Below are 22,795 nucleotides of genomic sequence, written 5' to 3'. Positions count from 1 at the left end.
AGCTCCCAAAATCATCAATGCGATTGATCACATCTATCAGTGCTGCCATTCACCATACAGTTTGGCATAGAGCCCGTTTTCCGCGAGAAGATCCTGATGACTTCCCTGTTCAATAACTTGCCCATCTTCAAAAACGTAAACATGATCTGCTTGTTTCACAGCGCTTAGCCGGTGGGCAACGATAATTGTGGTGCGATCTGACAGAAAGTTATTGAGCGCCCGGTGCAAAGCAGCTTCTGTCTCAGTATCCAAAGCTGAGGTGGCTTCATCCAGAATCACCACTTTGGGCTCACTGAGAATCATGCGAGCAACAGCCAGACGCTGACGCTGCCCTCCAGACAGACGCACCCCCTGTCGCCCGACTCGGGTATCCAGTCCCTGAGGCGCGCATTCGACAAAGCGTCTTAACTGGGCCACTTCCAATGCCCTCCATAGCTGTTCTTCTGAATACTCCCGCCCCAACGTCAAATTGCTACGAATGGTGCCGTTAAAAAGTGCTGGATGCTGTAGCACAGTAGCAACATTTTCCCGGACAACTTCCAGACCAATTCTATCAACGGGCACACCGTCAAAACTGATTTTTCCTTGTTGTGCTGGATACAATCCCAGCAAAACCTGAACCAGTGTCGATTTTCCCCCGCCACTGGCACCAACAAGTGCAATTTTCTCCCCTGCAGCAATATCGATACTGATACCATTCAGAATGCTTTGCTCAGGCTTATAAGCAAAATGCACTGCTTCCATTCGTACGGCTACTGTGCGCTTACCTTCAAAGGGATTTTCAAGACAAGGATAATGAGGCTCTTCATGCAAATCCAACAATCGATTTATTCGGCCAAGTGCTCCATCAGCAGCATAAAAAGCGTATTGCATCCCTAACAACTCCTGAACCGGAGCCATCATAAACCAGAGGTAACCGAAAACAGCGATCATCTGACCAACACTGAGATCAGACAGCAGCACCATCATCATGGATATGGCTCTAAATAAATCGAAACCTACCAGAAAAACCATAAAACTCAGACGATTGGCAGCATCGGATCGCCATTGAAAAGAAGCAGAACGAATTTGCACTTCTTTGGCACTGCCGATCAGCTTGGACAAGTAATACTTCTCGCGGTTACAGGACCGGATTTGCTGAATGGCCTCTAAGGTTTCAGTCAGAGCACCCTGAAAGATCTCAAAAGCACTGTTTTCCTCATTTTTGAGTCGTTTTACCTGCTTACCGATAATCGTTGTAATGTAGATAACCAATGGGTTCATCAACAAAATAAAAAGCGCCAATGGCCAATGCAGCCATAATAAGACTATGGCCGTACCCAGAATACTGAACGCTGCGACCAGTAGTTTACTGACAGATTCACCGACAAAACGATCCACAGTATCCAAATCAGTAACAAAATGGGATGTCACTGAGCCACTGCCCAAGGTTTCGTACTCAGACATGGAAATCCGTTGCAACCGCTGCAACATCCCCCTTCGAATACGGAAAATAATATCCTTTGAGATCACTGTGAACTGACGTCCCTGCCATACATTCATAACCAGAGACAGTAACCTCAATATCACCGTTAACAAAAAGACAGCAAAAACATATAACCAGGGCCCGTGCCAGCTCTCCGGTGTCCAGCTGTTGAGACTGTTCACAACAACATCTGGATTACCGAGTAACACTTCATCGACCAACAAGGGCATTAAAAGAGGAACAGGCACCGCTGCCAAGGTAGCCATTACAGCAATCAGATTTGCGATAATCAGCTCACGACGGTGCTCTCGTGCGGTCTGGAAAATATACTGCCAGTCGTAGCGAATCGGCTCCGGTGTATTCAAACGAGACCTCTTTGCCTGAGTACTTAATTAGAAGAATAGCCCCGAACCATAAGCTTGATGCAACCAGTCGATCAAAACGGCTGCACTCCTGCCGATTCAGAGGAAATTAAACTGGCTTGATCTATTTGAGAAACATAGAAACAAAAGGCAATGTTTCAACGATTACCACTGCATTTTGGAGAATCAGGTACAACCTGGTTTTTAGCTTCCCACTCCTCTGGGGTAAAAAGGTGCAGGACCAAAGCATGAACCGGACCGGCAAGCTCATCTGCTAACAGTCCATAAATCACCTGATGTCTTGCGACTGGACGTTTCCCTGCAAAATCTTCCGACACCACTGTTAACTTAAAATGACTGTCTGTTGCAGGACCTGCATGCATATGACTCTCGTTGACAATGCTAAGCTGTTCTATGGACAAACCATTATTCAACTTTTTTTCAATGACCGCTTGCATAATTATTAATCTCTTTTCTAAAAGTTCAGACAGGCTCTAAGCCCAAAACCTATAAATTTAGTGATCAACATCCTTGAACAGACGCTTATGGATGTATCTGGTACCCATAAAAACAGAAAAGATGACTACAGGAACCGCAGCGCCCATAACCAGATCCTTGTCAAATTTGACACCAAGGCCTTTCAAAGAATCCACGGTGTATTTGACCAAACCAATACTGTAATAACTAATTGCAGCAACTGACAGCCCTTCTACCGTTTGTTGCATCCTCAGTTGAACATTGGCACGCTTGTTCATTGAGCTAAGCAACAGCTGGTTCTGCTCCTGAACAACCATCTCCACACGAGTACGCAACAACTCGCTCGCCCGCGTCACCCGACGGGAAATATCCTCCAGACGAGAGGAAACCGTCTGGCATGTTCTAACAGCCGGCGTCAAACGACGAGTTAAAAATTCACTGATCGTCAAATGCCCGGCCACCTCCTTTTCCTTGAGCACTTCCATTCTTTGCAGCACCACATTGTAGTACGCTGCTGTCGCCGCAAATCGGTAATTGCTTTGCGCTCGAAAGGCTTCCACTCTGGCAGCCATCGAGGATACTTCTGCCAACAAATCCCTGTCACTGACGCCTTCCTCCAACGCTGCAATTTGCGCCGTAAGATCCTTAAGCTGATTTTCAAGACCATTCAGATCTGCATTAATTTCCTGAGCAGTAGGCAACCCCAGCGTTGCCATTAATCGATAAGTTTCCAACTCAAGTAGACGCTGAACCAGCCGACCCAACTGAGAATCGGTTAAACCCCGATCGTATACCAGAAATCGCCCAAAACCATCATCATGCAGTCGGAATGTAGTCCATACTTTGGCACCACCTTCTGCGGGCTGACTGCCAACCATACGCAGGTTGTCGAAATAGTCCCGCACAACCATGACATCGGGTTCTTCCTGGTGGTGTCGCTTTTCCACCACCAGATGCAGTGCCGCCACTACTTTTCCCGGCAACTGCTCCAACCACTGAGCAGGTACATAATCGATGGCATTTTTCTCGAATGGCTGACCGCTTAACGGAGATTCGTGGATAAAGGTGTAGGTCGAGAACTCCAGATGTCTTTCCCAGCGAAGGCTGAAAAGACCAAAATCCTGATGATAACAGGGCATCGTCCGGGCTGGCGCGCAGATCTGATAGCGATCACACAAAGCACTGAGAAAAAGATGCTCATCCTCTCTCAATTTCCCTTCATGCTGAACAGCAATGTGTGTCAGCTGGGCCGGACTATTCAATAAATGAAAGGGCCGGTTATGCAACTCGTTATACAAGGTCTCCCGGATTGGGTGCACATCCAACTTGGTTAAAATATGTTGTTGACGCCTGTCAGGACTATCAGGCAAAGATTCCGGAAAGTTAGTCAGGTTTGCAGAGGGGTTCAAATTAGTTGTCATCGGTGTTCCAAATCAGGAACTTATCAGTCCCTGTTTCTTCAAAGGATACCAGCCTCAGGAAGGCACATTAATTAAAGGCACTTAGTTAATCACACACAGTTATTCGACCTTTGTATCATGAAGTGCAACAAAAACCTATGGCACCTGTGGGTCTATTTTGGGACCAAATCTCAAGGAAGAATGAATGATCGCTCCAGACATAACAGTTCGAGCCCTAACAATCATCCAGCTCAGCAACCATCAGAGGCTCTGAGTGTAAATCAAAAACCAGTACCTGAGCCGCAACTTCAAACCAACAATCAAATAACTCACGAGTTAAAGGCTTGGGCCAGTCATCTTCAAACTCGTCCCAGGCTCCCAGCTCATTCTTGAAGATATTCATCCAGCCATCCTCAAGCAGAACCTGCACTTCTTCCACTCTTTCCCTTTCGGCCAGCAAATAGATACGACCCTCTTTAAGCTGGTCCAGCAAGGTCATCGGCCGGTCAAGACCCGTGAGGCTGCTATCCAGCTGATTTACCCAGTCCACGTAGGGCTGTTTGGGTAACACAGAAACAGCTGTCCGATTTATCAGTTTCATCTTCATTTCCTGTTGCTATTAGCTCTACGTTGAAATACCGTCTTAGCCGGTGGTTTTCAATTCTGCTGAATGTGTAATTCGAGTTGCGCCACTGCACATCAATCGACTATGCATGATATGGATGTTTTCATGCCATACAGGCTTTTATCAACATATCAGCAACATAGACAGACGACGAAACAGATACCTAGCGACCGATGATCATAAGAATCATACCCAGCCTTGACACCAGAGAGCAATGGATTAACTTCTGTCGCCGAGAGTCCTCCTATTGTTTTGTAGAGAAACCGGATACGCTGATAGATTTTCAATCCAATCACCTGATCATCACTCTGCTTAATCAGCAGGTCCGTAACGGCAAGGATGCGGTAAAATACAGTATCGGCTCAAGACAGAGTGTAGAACCAGCATGGAATTTTATTAAGGCGGGCCAATTCAATCTGGAGTACATTGTAAAGAGTCTGGAATCCATTGATTTTCAAGGAAATGCCCGAGACAATAGTTTTTTCCGAACTGTCACAGATGTAAATATTCGCAAGTTCTTTGCAAAAGAACAGGCAATTATATCGCCATCATTTCTTGGCCCACTGGAACCTGTCATTCAACCGCCGGAGTTTTGGGTGCTGCATGATTGCTGCAGGCTATTAGCTAACAAGCAATTTCAGCAACTACGGTTTGAAATAAGAGAACAGAACGCTCAGCAATTACCCTCGATTCCCTTAAGTTCTGACCCCACAGGGGTTTTGCTGGCTTTGATCGAGAAACCAGATCAATGGAAAGTTCACTCGCGAAATAACCGGCTATGGCTGCTGCATGACACTCAGCCCATATGTAGTTTTGTTCCAATGATAGAAAGCCAACCAAGTGCACGACCACGACCAAGGTTATTACAACCAAGAAAGGTCCGCAGCGGTTCTTTTAAAACCACTATCGATGCTGCAGAAAAGTCAGACCTTATCACCACTTCAACGCCATAACCAAGCAATCAGACAGACAGACTGGCCTTTCATACCAAACAAAGTACATGAGGACCAAATCATTGGCACGACCTACTCCAAGCGCCCTTGCTTTTTGAGCCGCCTGACAACAGACCAACGATATAATCTGGAGAGAATAGGTTGAACGACAGGTAAACCAACAAACCAGGCAAGCCCCTTTAGCACAGGAACTCGATTCATTAGCAGAATATATGCATCCAGCTCCGAATAAATTCGTTCTCCCGGCGCCTGAACATGCAATTCAAGCAATGCACGCTTGGGGTCAATTCCCAGCTTCTGAAGCTCCTCATCACGGCCATTGATATCCAGCCAGCATATATCGGAACGACTCTTCCCCGCCAAGGCGCTGTAACGTTCCCGGTCTCTGATACAGCGAGGACATGAACCATCGTAAAAAACAGTAAGTTTCTCTTCTGACCGTTTCATAATGCTGGTCTCTTTCACCCAGCTAAACGAATGACCCGTTAACCACAACGTTTAGTCAGGATGCAACAATAGTAACGTTACCCTGCCCATACCCAGACACCGCGACTTCAAAATCTACTCGCTGACTGGCCGGCTTTTGAAACAACAGCTCCAGCTTTGGAAATGACTGAGTCACCAGATTAGCGCTAAGCATATGAAGATCATGACCCGTCGATTGATTGCGCATAATAGCGCTGGTAACCCGATACATTCGCTGACAGGCGCCAATCAGTTCTTTAGGTAAGGATTTACTGGCAATGATTCGACGAACAGATTCACCATCCATGCCTAATAGCGCTCCACCGATAACTGAAGCTGATTGAATATCAAGAATGCATACCGCTCTCACAACTTGCTGGGCTTCATCTGAAAACAGCCCCAATAAATAGGGGAAATTATCTTCATACATTGGAATAGGTTCAATCGACTCAACAAAAATCTCCTGATTCGTAAATCCATTGACAACTTTTGAATATGCAGAAGCATTGGGAAGCACAATATCCATAGCATCCCGTTTTGAGCCTTGCTCTTCAGTTTCATCTTGTTCCTTGGACGGTGGTCCCGATTGGCTCGGAATAAACGGGACAATCGCCTTATGAAGAGTTTCAAGATCAAAGGGCTTATGAACAAAAAACTTTGCTCCAGCGCTCATTGCCTGATTGATTCGGCTATTTGACGTTTCCGTAGTCACAAAACCGACATTGATAGATAACATCTGACGATTAAGCTCAGTCAATAGCTCCATACCGGTCATGCCCGGCATATGCCAATCAGACAGCACCAGATTCGGCTCCCATACGCGAATAATATCAAGCGCTTCTATTCCATCATTAGCTAACCGAATCTCCATATCCTGATAGCCGGCTTTTTCTAACCCCCGGCGCACGATGGTCTGCATGGCACGACTGTCATCGACGATCAATATACGCAATCAAAGCTCTCCTTCGGGCTTACTCAAGGCACGGTCAAAAAGATCAGAACTTACAAAAAGCATTCTTCTTTCATCATATGGGGAAACCAATCTAACGGATAAATCAGCGACCATACCCAAGACCGTTCTTTTATTATTATTTACACTACTTATCGGCACTTCAACTAAACATTTAAGCACCCCAGTTTCTGAACAAGTCAGCACCAGCAATCATTTAAAGCCGAGCCACTGGTTGACGTCCAAAACGTCCTCAAAAAAACAACAGACTGTAGTTTTGCTCAAAACAACTCAGTTTTATAAAACTCACCGTCCGAGTATGCCACATTTTGCGCAGTAGTCACTATTATGGGATGCTATATAGGTGCACAAATAAAACGTTTGTCTATTTTTCCATCTGAAATGTTTGATGGGTGCAAAGTTCAAAAATAATAACTAGAAACAGGAATACCGCCGTGTCAGCTAAATTGCTGGGTTTTATCGTAATAACAGTTCTGATTACTGTCGCTTGTGCGGGTGTTATCTATTATTTGCTACGTGGCAAAAATGCAAAAGACGTCACCCTCGATACTGATGACGACCAGGAGGAACTGACCGAAGAAGATGAAGCTCGCTTGAGCAGTGCCGAGGGTCTGGAAGAAGAACGAGGAATAGTTGCTGACCTCCGCTCTGGGTTAGAGAAGAAAACAAAGGTCATTTCCGAGCTGAAAGATAGTGTTAAAAATCAACTCAGCGCACTGTTACAGACAATTAAAAAAGACCCATCGAGTGAATCACTGACACCAACAGAAAAAAGTGATCCCGCCTTCAACGACAAGATGGAAACCTTAGTCCGCCAGACCAAACACTCCAACGAACTGATAGCTCAGCTGAAAGCAGATTTCGAAGCCAACAAACAGAAACTTGAAACTCTGGATGGCAAACTCGCTGAAAAAGCCCCCGATGTGACCAAAGTGCGTAAGCTGATTCAACGACACAAACAGCTCAAAGAACAGAATCAGCAACTGGCCAGACAAGCCGAAGAGCACAAAATGGTCTACGAAACGCAGCAGGCTCTTATTGAAGAGCTGCAGCAAAAAGTTGCCGCTGACAATCAGCCTTCCCTCTCCCCGACTGAAAATTCCACACCAGAGGTCGAAACTCCTGCTTCAGAAATGTATTTTGACGATCAATACGCTGAGGCTCAATTACAGGATGCTCAGGCAGATCATGAAGGGGCGCAAGACGAAAAACTGGAACAGATACAGGAACTGGAAAGGTCTCTGGCGCGAACCATTCGTGAAAAAGATTTCATCGAATCCCATTACCTTGATCTAGTAGAAACCCTTCCAGAAGCAGAAGAAGCCAAACAGGAGCTGGAACGGACTAAAAAAGAGCTATCCATGCTGGAGGATCATGTGGTCAGCATGGATCAGCAACTCACTCCAGAGCCACAGCCGCAAGAAGGTAGCAAAGCAGTCAACAAATAGATCATAAGCGTTACGCCGGGGTTACTGATAAATCCTATGTTTTTCACCAAATTAGATCAAATGTCTGGAACCAATAGTATTCATTGTCGAATAACAATAGAATGGTAAAAAAGCCTCCGGACGCTTGCGAAATTACAAAATTTGCGCTTTGGCTATACATGTAATTGATTGAAAGAAAACGACATACAGCAGTAAAAAAACTATAAATAGGACAACAACAGACATAAAAGGTACCAATGGCCACTCAAGTACTGATTTGCGATGATTCGGGCTTAGCACGAAAAGTACTGGCGCGCTCTCTTCCAGAAGGTCTTAATGCTGCGATCACATACGCATCTAATGGCCAGGAAGCAGTAGAAGCGATCCGTAAAGGTCAATTTGACCTGATGTTTTTAGACCTTACCATGCCTGTGATGGATGGGTACGAGGTTCTGGAAACTCTTAATAAAGAAAACAGAATGTTCGATATCGTTGTGGTATCCGGGGACATTCAGGCCGAAGCTCAAAAAAGAGTCTTAGCGCTAGGCGCTCGAGATTTCATCAAAAAGCCCTGTAGCAAAGAAACGTTGACAGAGCTGCTGCCGGATATCGGTTATCCTCTGGATGAAGAAACCGAAGAAGCCAATATCGAAGAACGGCTCTCTGATTCAGATATCGATCCCCTTGATCGCATCGGAGAAATATCCAATGTGGCGATGGGACGTGCCGCCAGTCTGTTGGCCGATATTCTGGAAGTCTTCGTCGTCCTGCCAATACCGTTGGTCAACGAAGTCGAATCCAGTGAGCTGCAAATGGCAGTAGCCGCTATAGGAAATAGTGAAGAAATGTCTGCTGTTTGCCAAGGTTTCATTGGCTCAAGAATCAGTGGTGAAGCATTTTTAATGATCCATGATGGAAACATTTCTGAACTGGCAAAGATGATGGGCCATGATGACTATAACCCTGAGGAAGATCGTATAGAAGTTATCATGGATATGGCTAACGTTCTGATTTCAGCCAGTTTAAAAGGATTCGAAGAACAGCTGGATCTGCGTTTTAGTCGTGGCCATCCAACGGTGCTGGACAGCCAGGACAATATTGATAAGCTTCTTGCCCACGGAGCCCATCAGTGGAAGAAGACATTGGCAATAGAATTTGACTATAGAATTGAAGACCATGACATCCAATGTACACTGATGCTGCTATTCAGCGAAAACAGTATCCAGATGCTACATAATCGCACAGCTTATATTGGTTAACCTTCTATGACCTCAAGCACTATCGAAATAGAAATATCGGAGTTTCACTGGCAGATGGAAATGCTTCAGTCCATCGATGCCGGGTTGGTAGTATTGGACCGAAACTACCAGGTCAAACTGTGGAACAGTTTTATGGAAAACCACAGCGGTTTGAGATCCGGAGACGTCAGAGACCAGTCTCTCTTCAGTCTGTTTGATTGCTTACCGGAAGTTTGGCTCAGGCGGAAAATTGAAACGGTAATAAAACTTAATAACCGTGCTTTTACCACTTGGGAGCAGCGCCCTTACGTATTCGAATTTGACAATAACCGACCACTTACGGGTATGAGCCCTGTTATGTATCAAAACATGACTATCATTCCCTTGCCAGCCCCCACCGGGGAGGTCGAACATGTCTGCATGATTGTTTACGACGTAACAGACGTCGCTATCAACAAACTCCAGTTACGAGAAGTAAACGCCGAACTTGAGCATCTGAGCCGCACCGATCGGCTCACTCAACTATTCAACAGGGGCTACTGGGAAGAACAACTCGATAAGGAGTTTTCTCGCTTTAAACGAACCGGAGCGGTTTCCTCTCTGGTTATGTTCGACATTGATCACTTTAAGAAAATCAATGACACCTACGGGCATCAGGCTGGTGATGAAGTAATACGGGAAGTTTCCCGATGGGTAAGAAAGGTCGCTCGTACCACTGACGTCGTTGGCCGTTATGGTGGAGAGGAGTTTGCGGTCATTCTGCTTAATACCGATGCAGCACAAGCCCGCTACTTTTCGGAACGATTGAGAAGACGCATAGAAGAAGGGCTCGTCAGCTACGAAGCAGATGAAATAAAATTCACCATCAGTCTGGGTGTTGCAGAAGCGGACAGCCATATGGAAAGCTATGAAGACTGGCTTCAGCTGGCCGATAAAGCTCTCTATCAGTCGAAAAACAATGGCCGAAATTGCCTGACTGTAGCTGACTGCCCTTTAAATTTAGCAGACTGACAATCTCTGCCCCTTACCTCACTATCTGAGTTGCAGAGAAATATCACCCATATTTTTTTGTCTCCGGCCACGACCGGGGCCGGAGACAAAAAAACACCCCACCAAACCCTGTACCCGTCTTTCCACGATCAACTGAGCTTTTTTAACACTAATGTTGCTCAGTTTGGCCATTGCGTTAACACACAAAAACCAAAAGACTGAGGCACTATCTGAAGGGGCTTTACACAGAACCATTTAGTGGCCCTGTTAACCCTAGTAGCCAGTAGCCCTTTGAACACTGGCAGCCCCATTAAACAAACACAGTTTCTCTGGAGTATTAAAATGAGTCAAATACGAGCACTGTTTGAAAATCTTGAAAGCCGGTTCAAGCCATCAGCATCTACTGATCTAACAGCCGTATTTCAGTACCAGCTGAAAGAAGGTGAACACTTCCATTTTGACATCAATAATGGCCAATGCACGCTAGGGGAAGGTATCCATGAATCCCCTTCTGTGACTATGAAAATGAAGTTTGACACACTTAAGAAACTATCCAATGGTGAACTGGATGGCATGAAGGCGCTCATGTTTGGCAAATTGAAAGTTAGCGGGGATATGATGCTGGCCTCCCGCCTCCCTCATTTGTTCCCTCTCAAGCGTTAAACCTGCCTCCAGAAACATACCCGTGTCCCAAGGCCCTTCATCAGGGCCATCATTACCCCCTCCCCCTTACAACATGCAATCAGCAAGCAGCTGCTGGCATATAGGTAACGCTCACTATCACTCAATATATGCAGCTATAAGCTACATATAACAAAAAAATAAGCTAATAACTTCACGCACACTCGGGATAGACTGCTTTTTTGCAGCCATCAACTACCCGCATTTCAGTACACTTAACTCCAGCAATGATTAATTCAATGAACAAAGCCTTCATCAGCTTCAAGAGTCGTTTTAATTACACCATGGATACTGAATCAAACCATTACATCACGCTTTACCCCCTCCTTCTGCGACTATCCCGCAGCTGCTAGGCCATGAGCACGGTGGTGCCCAGCAGCTAAACCTTCTAGCCACGATATCAAGCCCGAAGATAAAACTTTTTATTCGTATTCAGTCCTTTGATAACAGGGTGATAACACCTCTGTTAGCTGCTGAAACAAGACACCCGGAAGTGGTGGAACGGAGTACAGTGCCATGTCTCATTTTGACTTTTCCAAATATCAAGCTTTCCCCCGAATCAATAAGACTGACCGTCGTTGGCCCGATCAAATTATTGCAACGGCCCCACAATGGTGCAGTGTTGATCTTCGAGACGGCAATCAGGCCCTAATAGAGCCAATGACTGTTACTCAAAAAATCAAAATGTTTAAATTGTTGCTTGATCTGGGATTCAAGGAGATCGAAGTCGGCTTTCCTGCGGCATCACAACCAGACTATGATTTTGTCCGCTGCTTAATTGAAGATGAGATGATCCCAGCCGATGTTACGATTCAGGTGCTGACCCAGGCAAGAGAAGAGTTGATCAGTAGGACATTTGAATCTCTCAAGGGGGTAAAGCAAGCCATTGTTCACCTTTATAACTCAACGTCCAGAGTCCAGCGCCAGCAGGTTTTCGGCAAAAGCAGAGAGGGCATTAAGCAAATTGCCGTAAACGGTGCTGAATTGGTAAAAATACAAGCAGATCGCTACCCGGAAACAGAGTGGATTTTCCAATACTCTCCAGAGAGCTTTACTGGTACCGAACTGGACTATGCAGTGGGGGTCGTTGATGCAGTCAATGCTGTTTGGAAACCGACAGCGGAAAAAAAGGTCATTATTAACTTACCCGCCACCGTAGAGATGTCGACCCCGAATATATTTGCTGATCAGATTGAATGGTTTATCGATCACGTATCTAATCGTGACGCACTGATCATCAGTCTTCATACCCATAATGATCGAGGCTGTGCCATCGCCTCTGCAGAGCTTGGCATAATGGCAGGAGCGGACCGAATTGAAGGCACTCTTTTGGGCAATGGAGAGCGCACAGGGAATATGGATATCGTAACCATGGCCATGAATCTATACAGCCAGGGTGTTGACGCTGAGTTAAATCTGGCCGATATGGATCGAATCGTCGAGTGCGTAAAAGACTGCACTCAGCTCCCTGTACACCCTCGTCATCCCTATGCAGGAGAATTGGTGTTTACTGCCTTCTCAGGCAGTCACCAGGATGCAATTCGTAAGTGCTTGTCCCAATACACCCCAGGAAGCCGGTGGGATGTAGCCTATTTGCCTATTGATCCTGCCGATCTGGGCCGAGACTATCAGGCAGTCATACGAATAAACAGCCAATCAGGAAAGGGGGGCATCGCCTACGTTTTGGAACGCGAGCATCAGGTCCAGATACCCCGCTGGTTGCAGGTAGAGTTTAGTGCTGTCGTACAGAAAGAAACTGAAAACTCAGAGACTGAACTGAATGGACAAGAAATCTGGGAACTGTTCCAACAACAGTATTTGCAATCCGGAAAGGAGCATTCGCACCAGATATCCAGCTACCAGATTTCTCGCCAGCACAACAAAGAACAACTGACAGCAGAGTTACTCTGGCAGGGCAAACCTATCACCATCACAGGATCGGGCAATGGTGCGGTAGAAGCATTTGTCGATGGCCTCAACCATATATTGTCCGAACCAGTAGTACTGGTTGAATACAGTGAACACGCACTAAGTCACGAAGTTGGTGCCAAGGCCATTTGCTATGTACAGCTCAATCTCAATGGTAGACGCTACAGCGGTGTCGCAATCAGTGAAGACATCATTATGGCTTCATTGGCCTCTATCACCCATGCGGTTATGACAGCGTCGATGGATGGATTCTCTTTCGCGGCTTAACCTTTTAGTGACTTGAACCTGACTGGCAACTTAAACCTTAAAAACCTTCAGTGTGGGCGTATACGTTAACGAAATAACAATACAAGCACACTGAAGGCATCAGTAAGCCAGGGCATCCAAAACCTTGCTCAGCCAGTCGAAAGAGCAAGCTGCTGTTAACTCACACCAGCCCCTTTCACTCATAATGCAGAGGGCACTAAGGTTGGCAACTGCGAAGATACTGTCCTGGCGTCACTCCCATTTGTTTCTTAAAAAATCGGCCAAAGTGGCTTTGATTTGAATAGCCACAGGCTTGAGACACTTCGGCAAGCAACCCCACAGGCGGCTGCCCAATACGACACCCAGCCCCCTCGGCAATCAACTGCCTGGCCCTTTCAATCCTGACCCTTGTAATAAATTGTTGCGGCGTCTCTGCCATGCTCACTTTAAACATTCTACAGAAGTGGTACTCGCTCATCCCTGACAAACCAGCCAGCTCCGAAAGCTTAATCTGCCTGGAATAATGAGTTTCAACAAATTCCACCACCCTTTTACGTACGATCGGAGATAAGCCGGAAGTCAGTGGCGAACTCTTTGATTTGTAGCTACACGAATGTTCAATCAAACCAACCAGAAGGTTTTGGCAAATCTGCTCTAACGCCAAATTATTTTCCGGCAGATGCCAATCCAAAGCCAACAGCCCTTGCCGGATAAGATCATCAACAAAACCTTCTTTCACAAACGTCAGTTGTGGTAATGACAGCAGACGAGGGTCAATATCAAATGTTTTCAATGCGAGACGCTTTAAAAAACCATCATCAAAATAGAGATGAAGAAACTGCTGCTCACTACCGACCTCCCAAGCAGAATAGGAGTCTTCCGGCATTGTGCAGAATCGCCCAGGTCCACCTTTCGGAGCTTGAATATCTGTTCGATAGGTCTCGAACCCACCTTTTAAATAAAGGCTGAAAGTATGCAGTTGGTCATTTTCATAGAACACCTGCTCCTTACCCTTGCGGTATTGGACTAACTGCAGCCCCTCGGGCATCAGAACCTCTCGAAGGCGGTCCATCTTGGATTCCTGAAAAGCAACAGGACTGTTTGAGTGTATTGAATTAACCATAGAAAAAAGACTAACGCCTCTGAGCAAAGGCCGCAAGAGCGGCCCATCAGTCAACCGCAAGATCATGCTAAACCATCTGTAGATGACAAGGGGTCTTCAGCATTAGCAGGTCATTCATAAATTCCATCAGTGACTGTAAAAAAACACTCAAAAACTTATTGACATTTAGCCAAATTTTTAACTTATACACAGAGACACAAAACTTGCTCAGGGCTACCTATATTTCCACTGGATTTCAATGATAATTTCTATAGAGACACTATTGAAAATTTTATCTTATTGTTATTAAAGGATTTATTTTTATTTGAGCTTGTTTTATGAACGAACTGTTAAAACCCCTGTCATTCTGCGGCCTAGCGCTTCTTACACAAGCTTAATTCACAGAGTTATACACAGGATTTGTTGATAATTTTTCTACCCCTTACATAAAAAAAGGGAGGTGCTAAACCTCCCTTATTCGCGGCAAAAGTGCACTTACGGTGCTATTACCCCTTATCCAGCAATTCCCGCAGATCGATAATCGCGGCATTCGCACGGGATATATAATTCGCCATCACCAGAGAGTGATTGGCAAAAAGTCCAAAACCTCCGCCATTCATGATGGCAGGACTCCAAACAGTATCCTGAGTAGACTCCAACTCCCGGATAATTTGTCGCAAACTAACACGCGCATTCTTCTTATCCAATACTGGTCCAAAGTCCTGCTCGACGGCTTTGAGAAAATGCAAAATTGCCCAAGCGGCTCCCCGAGCCTCGTAAAAAACATCATCAACCTCTAGCCAGGCTGTTTGTACTTCAGTCTCATCACTGGTAACAGTGGATTGGCTGGCATCTGGCTCGCCCGCCAAATCTGTATTGATACGACGTTGCCCGACACTGGCGCTCAAACGCTGAGAAAAACTACCAAGACGCGTCTGAACATTTCCCAACCAGTTATTTAAATTATCAGCCCGAGTAAAAAACTGAGAGTTCTTCGCTGAAGGATCTCCCAAGGCGGATCGATATTTACCAAGTTCTTTCAAACCCGTCTTATACTGTGATTCAGACGAAGGCAGAATCCAGCTACTGGCATCAAAATTAAACTTTGGCTCGGCTTCTGCTAGCGCTGGCACCTCAACAGACTGGGACTGGGAGCGACTAAAGTCCTTACGTAGTGCCTGACTTAGATCCCGGCTCTGAACCAGAGCGCCATATTCCCAATTGGATATATTATCCAACCAGATACCCGGAGCCCCTTTATCATTACGAATATAGCCTCCAGGCTTACTCAACAGGGTATCAATCACTCGGTGTAGTGCAAATGCAGTGGTGTACCCAACCGCTACTGTTTCCCCTTTTCGCTCTGCATCAAGCTTTGCTTCTTCAACGGGATCAAACTGGTCGGGAGTGATACTCCAATACCCTCCCACGGGAATAGATATCAATAAAAACAACAATACCAATCCAACAACGCCCTGAAAAATTCTTCCTCCCGGCATTCTCTCCCAAACATCTTGAATCCCGTCCAATACCGCCGCTAAAACCCCCTGCATGGGAACTCCTCGAATAATCAATATTGATAATGCGCAACCAACCTCATCGCAAATCAAAGCCGTAGAACAACAAAGTCTGGTACGCCGTTTCTCGCATGGCAAGCTTAACTTATTTGTGGGTATTGATTACAGCAGATACTCAAATTTTGCGCTCTTTGCCTGTAATTTAACAATGATTTACCGGAATCTTCCACAACACTCTGATCATATTCGCTCAAGACTGTTGAATTTACACAAACCTTATGAACATACTGACGCCCACAGAAACAAGGGAAATTGTAGCCATGAAAAAGAATACCCTGTGTGTTCATGCTGGTGGATATCAGGATCCAAATACCAGCGGACTGAGCACACCAATATTTACCTCTTCTGCTTATAACTATCTGGACAATCCGAAACAGCCTTACCCTCGCTATTTCAACACCCCTAATCAAGAGGCTGTAGCGGCAAAACTAGCGGCACTGGAAGGTGCAGAAGCCGCTATGGTCTTCTCCTCAGGCATGGCTGCCATATCCACCACCCTGCTCTCATTACTAAAAAGTGGAGACCACATCGTATTGCAGAATGAACTGTACGGCGGCACCTTTAATCTGGTAGCAAAAGAGTTCTCTCGACAAAATATAGATTACACTCTAACAGCTACTCATGCAGACGCAGTTATAGAAGCCATCAACAAGAATACTCGGGTAATTTATCTGGAATCTCCAACCAACCCCCTATTGACAATAGTAGACATCAGACGAATTACCGGTGTAGCTATCAAGAAAGGAATAACCACGGTTATTGATAACACCTTCGCTTCACCGATCAACCAGAACCCATTAAACCTGGGGGTTGATATCGTATTACACAGTGGAACCAAGTATCTTGCCGGTCACAGTGATCTCTGCTGTGGAGTGGTCGCCAGCAACCAATCTTATATTACCCAGCTGCACCAGACTGCTGTCAATTTTGGTGGAAGCATGGACTCAAACAGCTGCTCACTGTTAGAGCGCAGCTTAAAAACACTCTCCCTTCGGGTGGAGCGACAATGCTCGAATGCATTATCACTGGCCAAATATCTGGAAACGCTTAGCGGAGTTTCCAAAGTATTTTATCCGGGATTGGAATCCAGTCCGTATCACTCCATCGCGAAATCGCAGATGCATGGTTTCGGAGGGATGCTGGCATTTGAATTAGCTGCGGATATCAGCCCAGAGATATTCCTAAAAAAGTTAAAGCTAATTAGTCCTGCCCTGAGTCTTGGGGGGATAGAAAGCACCATTTGTTCCCCCGCAGCAACCTCGCACCTTAAAATGAGTCAGGATCAACGGGAAGCAATAGGCATCACAGACGCGATACTGCGATTATCAGTAGGAATAGAAGATATCGAAGATTTACAGCAAGATATTGCCCAGGCGCTGAATTAGGTAAGCAACTTGATCAGTCAGCTGAATCTGGTCCAACTAAACACCCGCACCTGAATATCTTCAGGGAACAGGGTTACAATATTCCGAGACAATTATCTGGTTACGGTTGAAATGTGAAAAAGACATTCTTAGGGTTCGGATCAGTATCGCTTCTTTTCGTGCTGCTATCTGTATTAGGTTTTCAATACACCAAAACCCCGGAAGCACAGCCGTTGCAATTACTCCAGGTTTCGGGTTCGCCACTGGAAACAACTCAGGAAACTCTCACCCATCAAAACCCTCTTATTATCCAGTCTGGAATAAACTCCCATTACTTCCAGATAGAGGTTGCAGGTAACGAGGCGGAGCGATCTGTTGGACTCATGCATCGAAAAAACCTCGCAGCTGACCAGGGAATGTTGTTTCTCTATCAACCTCCACGCAACGTTAATATGTGGATGAAAAACACCTACATCGCTCTGGATATTATTTTTATTGGTCCTGATGGGAACATTATTCGTGTTGCAAAAAATACTCAACCTCATTCCCTGGAATTAATTCCCTCAGGCAATGAGGTTCAAGCGGTACTGGAGATAAAATCAGGGCTCACAGATCTTCTGAAGATAAAAACAGGTGATCAGGTACAGCATCAACTAATACATCAATCTTAACAGTGCAATCACACTAAAGAGTCTGACAATACCATTACACTGACATACAGAAGCACTGCTGAACTGACATCCTGTAGCAAGAATTCAAAAACCGGAAGGCGGGTATGGCATAATCTCTATCTCTGCCGATCCCTCAAAACAATGGAAGCTTCCTATAAATGACAGAGTCACCACGTCAGCATGTCTTCAGGTTAACAGAGCGCTTGAGCAATCCGCTGGACCTGTATCGGCACCTCCCCTTCAGAATTGCAGTTGTCAGCAATCTTCTGATGCTGGACAGGGATCTATCCATTCGCAGTTGTAGCAACCTGGCCCCTCGTGAACTGCGAATTCTGTTGAATGTTGGCTCTTATATGCCCATCACTTCAGCTGATATAGCCTACCAAACCCGTATAGATTCATACACCGTCAGTCGTGCTGTATCAGCTCTGCATAAACAGGGATATCTGACATTTGAAGAATCCTTAACCAACCGTCGTGTCAAACTGTTAGTACTGACAGAAAAAGGCGAGAAGGTTTATACGAAAATAGGCGAACAAATAGATCAACGCGCGACCACGCTGGGAGAAGCACTAAGCACTGAAGAAACCGCTGAATTTCTTCGTATGCTGTCCCTGCTCGAAGACCGGGCTGAACAATGGCTAGCGGACCAGGCATACGACCGACAACAACAAGGTAGCTCTCTACCCGCAGACCAGAAAGAACTGATCCGCTGGCGTAAAAAGAGCACTTGCGGCCCTCGATAACTGTTTCCGGTGCCGTTGTTTATGCAGTCGGAGACCGCTTTCATTACCAATGGGCTAAGCAGTCATTATCTGGGTGAAGAGTGGCCAAATCTGGTTGGTGCTGTTCCAGGCGGCAACCTAGATAAAAGTTGAAATATCTTCCAGCGGCTTCTTCTTGGTTGCATGGATCGGTATTGTCGCACCTTCAGCCGGATAGCCAACAACCATCAAGATATAGGGGCGCTCGCTCTTATCACGCTGACATATATCGTTTAGAAACAGCATCGGCTTAGGCGTATGGGTAAGAGTCACCAGCCCTGCATGATGCAACGCATCGATCAGAAAACCGGTAGCAATACCGACAGACTCTCTGACATAATAATTTTTCCGAGTTTTTAACTCCCTTTCTATTGTCGATTCTACAGGTGTTGAATCGACAGTGCCGACAGTTTGGGCAAAGATAGCTATTAACCAAGGAGCGGTTTCCAAAAAAGGCTTTTGTTCATTGGTCCCCAGGGGCTTAAGCGCATCCAGCCACTCCTCCCCGGCACGTCCGCCATAGAATTGCTGCTCTTCATACTCAGCCTTCTCTCGTATTTCCTTTTTAACGGCCGGATCTGAAATAGCAACAAAATGCCATGGTTGATGATTAGCACCACTAGGAGCTGTAGCAGCGGAGCGGATACAGCTCTCAATAATTCTGCGTTCAACGGCACGTCCCGAAAAATCCCTGATACTGTGCCGACGTTTTATCTGTTGGTAAAAGTGCTCTGCGCGCCGCGCCATTTCTTCAGGCGGGTATTCCTGATAATCGCTCAGGGGAGTTGAAAGCTGTGCCGACATATCATCATCCTTTGGATCGGGTTTATTAGCTGGATTCCAAGTTAAGAGTAAAAAAATAATATTGCATTTGCAATATTATTTTTTGTATTCAGTCCTTGTAAATAGACACTGTCCAGAAAAATTCCGGGGCCAAAAGCAAAGGCAGATTACTTAAGCAAACCCTGTGACTGTCGTTTTTCAGCGGACACTAAGGAGAATTATTATCACTACAGCAACTATCTTGATAACCAAAGAGTTTTGATCTACATCAGCTCTTATATCGGCAGTAACATCCCGCAAATACATATAGTTGACGAAAGCTTGCTTTAGTGTTTCAGTGAATACATTCAGATACAACTGTGGACGCTATAGCTGATATCCAGGCAAGGTCTATACTTGAGAGATGACCACGATATTCTTACGGTGACTCCTGTTTAACAGGTGCTCCAACAGGCGTTTTGTCAACCACCAGCAAGCCATTTTGTTCTTAGAGGTCTTCTATGAATAGGAAAAATGGAGAATATTTAGAAATCGAGGAAATACCGAGTGAGCCCGCTTCCGCAGAAGTTGGACGGGGCCTCTATCGTATGCCCGTACGGGAGGGAATGAACTTTTCAGTCATCATCAATAACATTCAATACCCTCTCCTCGATGTAAGCAGCAGAGGTGTGCGCATATCGGTTGAACCAGAAACCTCGATTGCTGCAGAAGATACCGTACCTGATTGTCGGCTTATACTAGACAAACAGGTGTTCTCGAAGCTAGAAGGAAAGATTATCCATTACTCACTGGATGATGATGGGGAATGGATATGCGGCATTAACTGGATAAACATTGATACTTCTACCGAGAAAGAAATAAGTGAAGTGCTAGATAATCTCCGGAAAGAGTTGTTCAAATATGACTAAGGAGACGGAAATTGATGTCATGAGCTCGCTGCTGAGCGACACGAGTGATGACGAGATTCCAGAAGTAGAACAGCTCAATTGCTTGATATTCAGTGATCTAAACGACCCTTTCGATGCTGATATGGAAAGCTCTGAAGCAGATTCAGCATGGAAAACGGAGAATGACAAACTCACTATCCAAGTCTGGGAAACGAGCGGAAGAGTTCGTATAAAGGTTTCTCCTAAGCCGAAAACCCGTATTTCGGTCAAACACCTGGGAGAGATTGCCCTGAATGCCATCATGAAAGAGCTAGAGAAGGACTCATCATGACGATTATAGTATGCCCAAAGTGTTCTCGCCGGCACCGAATGGATACAGGCAAAGTCACTGAAAACAGAAGAATTCTGGTTCGATGTAAAGCGTGCAGTCACAAGTTTCCAATATACGTATCTCCCACCACCGCCAGTCCTCAGGAGACAGAATCTCCTGGCCTTGCCGATAACCAGCAAGGGGCGAGAAAGATATGTGTGTCCTTAAGCAAAGGAGGTGTGGGTAAAACAACCACCTCTGTCAATTTAAGTGCAGGGCTCGCTATGGCGGGCTACAAAGTACTCCTTGTTGACACTGACACTCAAGGGCAGTCTTCTTTTGCTCTGGGAAAGAAAACCCATGTCGGGCTAACCGAACTGTTAACGGGTGAGCTTGCTCCAGAAGAATCCATCATTCCAGCACGAAATAATCTATGGTTGTTAGGTGGCGGACGCTCTCTGGCGGGGGTTAAACGAATTATTGATAAGAAGAGCTTCGGTGCCGAATGGGCCTTATCAGAAGCAATGGAACCCTTAGACAAGAAGTTCGACTATATAATTATCGATACTTCCCCGGGCTGGGACCAGCTCACCGTAAACGTTCTTTTTTACGCGACAGAAGTGCTCACTCCTGTTTCACTGGAAGTCATGTCATTACACGGCCTTGCCGAGTTTACCAAAAGCCTTCATGCCATACAGAAGTACAAGCAAGTCAGTCTGGATTTTGTTCTTCCAACATTCCTGGATACACGAGTAGACCAACCCCTGCACATTTATGAAAAACTGAAAAGCATGTACGGTGACAAAGTTTGTGAACCCATTAAGTATGACGAACAGTTTGCACGATGCCCTTCTTTTGGGAAAACTATTTTTGAGTTTGCGCCAGATGGTCGTGGAGCAGCAGACTATCGAGAGCTGATTAGGAGAATCACTAAGAATAGCGGAGCCCTCGGTGAAAAGACTCCTAACTCTCAGACCATCGTTTCATCCTTTTAAACGCCCCCGGAGAGCGATGGTTGTAGATAAGTCATGATGCAGACTCCTCCTTCCAAGCCCTGACCTGTCTGTCAGAACACCCTATTGTCGCCAACAGCGCGGGGAATTCTAAGACAATGATTTGCGGGAATAGCACTGTAGTTATCTGGTACAGTGTTGATCGCCTCCTGACCAAACGACTGGTCAACAGCCTGTTGTATTCTCGAATACCTCCTCTTTTTAGCTGCAACCCTGAACGCATCGCAAAATTCTCAACCTACAGATTTGGCTATACTTACGAGGTAGCCAGATGGAGTGGATAAACGATGAACAAAATTTTGTTGTTCCTGATCGCACTCATGTTACCTTCACTGTCCCAAGGTGAAACCATTCGTATAGCAACCGGTGAATTCATTCCTTATTGCTCAAGCTCTTCAAAGCATCAAGGATTTGCAAGCCACGTGGTGAGCGAAGCTTTTGCACGCCAGGGACACGAAGTAGAGTTTGACTTCTTACCCTGGAAACGCGCGCTGGTACAGACCCAAAACGCTGATTATGATGCCACCAGCTGGTGGTCATACAGCGATGAACGAGCCAAGGATCACTATTACAGCGATGAATTACTGGAAAGCCGCCTCCACTTCTTCTATGTAAAGGGTCTTCTACCAGACTTTGACTGGAAAGAAGTGAATGACCTTAACGGCTTTCGCATTGGTCTGTCTCGAGGTTATTATACGTCTGATGCACTGGAGTCCGCGCGGAAAGCAGGCAAGGTCAAATTTGAGATAGTTAATGATGATGAGCAAAACTTCAGACGCTTGCTTAGAGGCCGAATAGATATATTTCCGATCAATGTAGTCACTGGACTCGAACTACTCAGAACCAAATTTGCCCCTAATGTTATACATCAGGTCACATACCACCCCCGCCCACTCTCCAGTCGCCCTGGTTTTTTGTTATTTCCTAAAGCTGGGAAACGATCCCTGGAACTCATGGCGATATTTAATACCGGACTAAAATCGCTTAGGGAAGATGGAACCTACGAGAAAATGGTTGATGATCTGCTGTCGGGGTATTACTCACAGTGACTCACAGGGCACCTATACAGTGCTGTATATAAACCGCTCTCTACATT

At 45.7% G+C, this 22,795-nt stretch carries 22 protein-coding genes; 13 read left to right on the top strand and 9 right to left on the bottom strand.

What is annotated here, in order from left to right; all coding sequences use genetic code 11:
- Positions 1 to 36: 36 nt before the first annotated feature.
- The 4 genes from BGP75_RS24205 to BGP75_RS24190 all read right to left on the bottom strand — a co-directional run bounded on the left by BGP75_RS24205 (position 37) and on the right by BGP75_RS24190 (position 4,305).
- Positions 37 to 1,830, bottom strand: a complete 1,794-nt coding sequence (locus BGP75_RS24205) for an ABC transporter ATP-binding protein (protein WP_076721481.1) — start codon at positions 1,828 to 1,830, stop codon at positions 37 to 39.
- 155 nt (positions 1,831 to 1,985) lie between these two features.
- Positions 1,986 to 2,285 (bottom strand): BolA family transcriptional regulator, encoded by a 300-nt coding sequence (locus BGP75_RS24200; RefSeq protein WP_076721480.1) that lies wholly within the window; start codon positions 2,283 to 2,285, stop codon positions 1,986 to 1,988.
- A gap of 57 nt (positions 2,286 to 2,342) precedes the next feature.
- Positions 2,343 to 3,725 (bottom strand): DUF3422 family protein, encoded by a 1,383-nt coding sequence (locus tag BGP75_RS24195; RefSeq protein ID WP_083705028.1) that lies wholly within the window; start codon positions 3,723 to 3,725, stop codon positions 2,343 to 2,345.
- 214 nt (positions 3,726 to 3,939) lie between these two features.
- Complete coding sequence (locus BGP75_RS24190) at positions 3,940 to 4,305, bottom strand: hypothetical protein (protein ID WP_076721479.1); 366 nt, start codon at positions 4,303 to 4,305, stop codon at positions 3,940 to 3,942.
- Positions 4,306 to 4,502: 197 nt separating this feature from the next.
- Between BGP75_RS24190 and BGP75_RS24185 the strand changes: the two genes are divergently transcribed.
- A complete protein-coding gene (locus BGP75_RS24185) occupies positions 4,503 to 5,282 on the top strand; it encodes a hypothetical protein (protein ID WP_076721478.1) in 780 nt (259 codons plus the stop codon).
- 72 nt (positions 5,283 to 5,354) lie between these two features.
- On the opposite strand, the gene BGP75_RS24180 is transcribed toward BGP75_RS24185, so the two are convergent.
- Positions 5,355 to 5,729, bottom strand: coding sequence for a thiol-disulfide oxidoreductase DCC family protein (locus BGP75_RS24180; protein WP_076721477.1), 375 nt, complete (start codon positions 5,727 to 5,729; stop codon positions 5,355 to 5,357).
- Positions 5,730 to 5,784: 55 nt separating this feature from the next.
- Entirely contained in the window at positions 5,785 to 6,699 is a 915-nt protein-coding gene (locus tag BGP75_RS24175; RefSeq protein WP_076721476.1) for a response regulator, read from the bottom strand.
- Positions 6,700 to 7,151: 452 nt separating this feature from the next.
- On the opposite strand from BGP75_RS24175, the gene BGP75_RS24165 reads away from it, so the two are divergent.
- The 5 genes from BGP75_RS24165 to leuA all read left to right on the top strand — a co-directional run bounded on the left by BGP75_RS24165 (position 7,152) and on the right by leuA (position 13,249).
- The gene (locus BGP75_RS24165) at positions 7,152 to 8,165 is read left to right on the top strand and encodes a hypothetical protein (protein WP_076721474.1); all 1,014 of its coding nucleotides are present in this window, start codon (positions 7,152 to 7,154) and stop codon (positions 8,163 to 8,165) included.
- 236 nt (positions 8,166 to 8,401) lie between these two features.
- A complete protein-coding gene (locus tag BGP75_RS24160) occupies positions 8,402 to 9,403 on the top strand; it encodes a response regulator (protein WP_076721473.1) in 1,002 nt (333 codons plus the stop codon).
- 6 nt (positions 9,404 to 9,409) lie between these two features.
- On the top strand, positions 9,410 to 10,393 hold the full coding sequence (locus BGP75_RS24155; RefSeq protein ID WP_076721472.1) for a sensor domain-containing diguanylate cyclase: 984 nt from the start codon (positions 9,410 to 9,412) through the stop codon (positions 10,391 to 10,393).
- Positions 10,394 to 10,714: 321 nt separating this feature from the next.
- A complete protein-coding gene (locus BGP75_RS24145) occupies positions 10,715 to 11,035 on the top strand; it encodes an SCP2 sterol-binding domain-containing protein (RefSeq protein ID WP_076721470.1) in 321 nt (106 codons plus the stop codon).
- Positions 11,036 to 11,569: 534 nt separating this feature from the next.
- Positions 11,570 to 13,249: a 2-isopropylmalate synthase gene (gene leuA, locus BGP75_RS24140; RefSeq protein ID WP_076721469.1), complete on the top strand. Its 1,680-nt coding sequence runs from the start codon at positions 11,570 to 11,572 to the stop codon at positions 13,247 to 13,249.
- A gap of 196 nt (positions 13,250 to 13,445) precedes the next feature.
- On the opposite strand, the gene BGP75_RS24135 is transcribed toward leuA, so the two are convergent.
- On the bottom strand, positions 13,446 to 14,300 hold the full coding sequence (locus BGP75_RS24135; RefSeq protein WP_158070169.1) for a helix-turn-helix transcriptional regulator: 855 nt from the start codon (positions 14,298 to 14,300) through the stop codon (positions 13,446 to 13,448).
- Positions 14,301 to 14,836: 536 nt separating this feature from the next.
- Positions 14,837 to 15,883, bottom strand: a complete 1,047-nt coding sequence (locus BGP75_RS24130; protein WP_083705026.1) for a DUF2333 family protein — start codon at positions 15,881 to 15,883, stop codon at positions 14,837 to 14,839.
- 284 nt (positions 15,884 to 16,167) lie between these two features.
- Between BGP75_RS24130 and BGP75_RS24125 the strand changes: the two genes are divergently transcribed.
- From BGP75_RS24125 to BGP75_RS24115, 3 genes are all read left to right on the top strand, one after another.
- Complete coding sequence (locus BGP75_RS24125) at positions 16,168 to 17,292, top strand: PLP-dependent aspartate aminotransferase family protein (RefSeq protein WP_076721468.1); 1,125 nt, start codon at positions 16,168 to 16,170, stop codon at positions 17,290 to 17,292.
- A 113-nt stretch (positions 17,293 to 17,405) separates the two neighbouring features.
- Complete coding sequence (locus BGP75_RS24120; protein ID WP_083705025.1) at positions 17,406 to 17,942, top strand: DUF192 domain-containing protein; 537 nt, start codon at positions 17,406 to 17,408, stop codon at positions 17,940 to 17,942.
- 158 nt (positions 17,943 to 18,100) lie between these two features.
- Entirely contained in the window at positions 18,101 to 18,688 is a 588-nt protein-coding gene (locus tag BGP75_RS24115) for a MarR family winged helix-turn-helix transcriptional regulator (protein WP_076721467.1), read from the top strand.
- Between the two features lie 117 nt (positions 18,689 to 18,805).
- Here the strand turns inward: BGP75_RS24115 and BGP75_RS24110 are convergent, their stop codons facing one another.
- Positions 18,806 to 19,510 carry a nitroreductase family protein gene (locus BGP75_RS24110; RefSeq protein WP_076721466.1) on the bottom strand — a complete coding sequence of 235 codons (705 nt, stop codon included), beginning with the start codon at positions 19,508 to 19,510 and terminating at the stop codon, positions 18,806 to 18,808.
- Between the two features lie 479 nt (positions 19,511 to 19,989).
- Between BGP75_RS24110 and BGP75_RS24105 the strand changes: the two genes are divergently transcribed.
- The 4 genes from BGP75_RS24105 (at position 19,990) to BGP75_RS24090 (ending at position 22,748) form a co-directional block, all read left to right on the top strand.
- Positions 19,990 to 20,397: a hypothetical protein gene (locus tag BGP75_RS24105; protein ID WP_076721465.1), complete on the top strand. Its 408-nt coding sequence runs from the start codon at positions 19,990 to 19,992 to the stop codon at positions 20,395 to 20,397.
- Complete coding sequence (locus tag BGP75_RS24100; protein ID WP_076721464.1) at positions 20,390 to 20,707, top strand: hypothetical protein; 318 nt, start codon at positions 20,390 to 20,392, stop codon at positions 20,705 to 20,707. The genes BGP75_RS24105 and BGP75_RS24100 overlap by 8 nt, the downstream gene beginning before the upstream one ends.
- A complete protein-coding gene (locus tag BGP75_RS24095) occupies positions 20,704 to 21,681 on the top strand; it encodes an AAA family ATPase (RefSeq protein WP_076721463.1) in 978 nt (325 codons plus the stop codon). The genes BGP75_RS24100 and BGP75_RS24095 overlap by 4 nt, the downstream gene beginning before the upstream one ends.
- 305 nt (positions 21,682 to 21,986) lie before the next feature.
- Positions 21,987 to 22,748 (top strand): ABC transporter substrate-binding protein, encoded by a 762-nt coding sequence (locus BGP75_RS24090; RefSeq protein ID WP_076721462.1) that lies wholly within the window; start codon positions 21,987 to 21,989, stop codon positions 22,746 to 22,748.
- Positions 22,749 to 22,795 lie beyond the last annotated feature (47 nt).

It is taken from the genome of Motiliproteus sp. MSK22-1 (genome assembly GCF_001968815.1).
In the GTDB taxonomy this organism is placed as follows: Bacteria; Pseudomonadota; Gammaproteobacteria; order Pseudomonadales; family Balneatricaceae; genus Motiliproteus.
The sequence above is the reverse complement of the archived record's forward strand: the minus strand, read 5'-3'. Positions and strand labels throughout refer to the sequence as shown.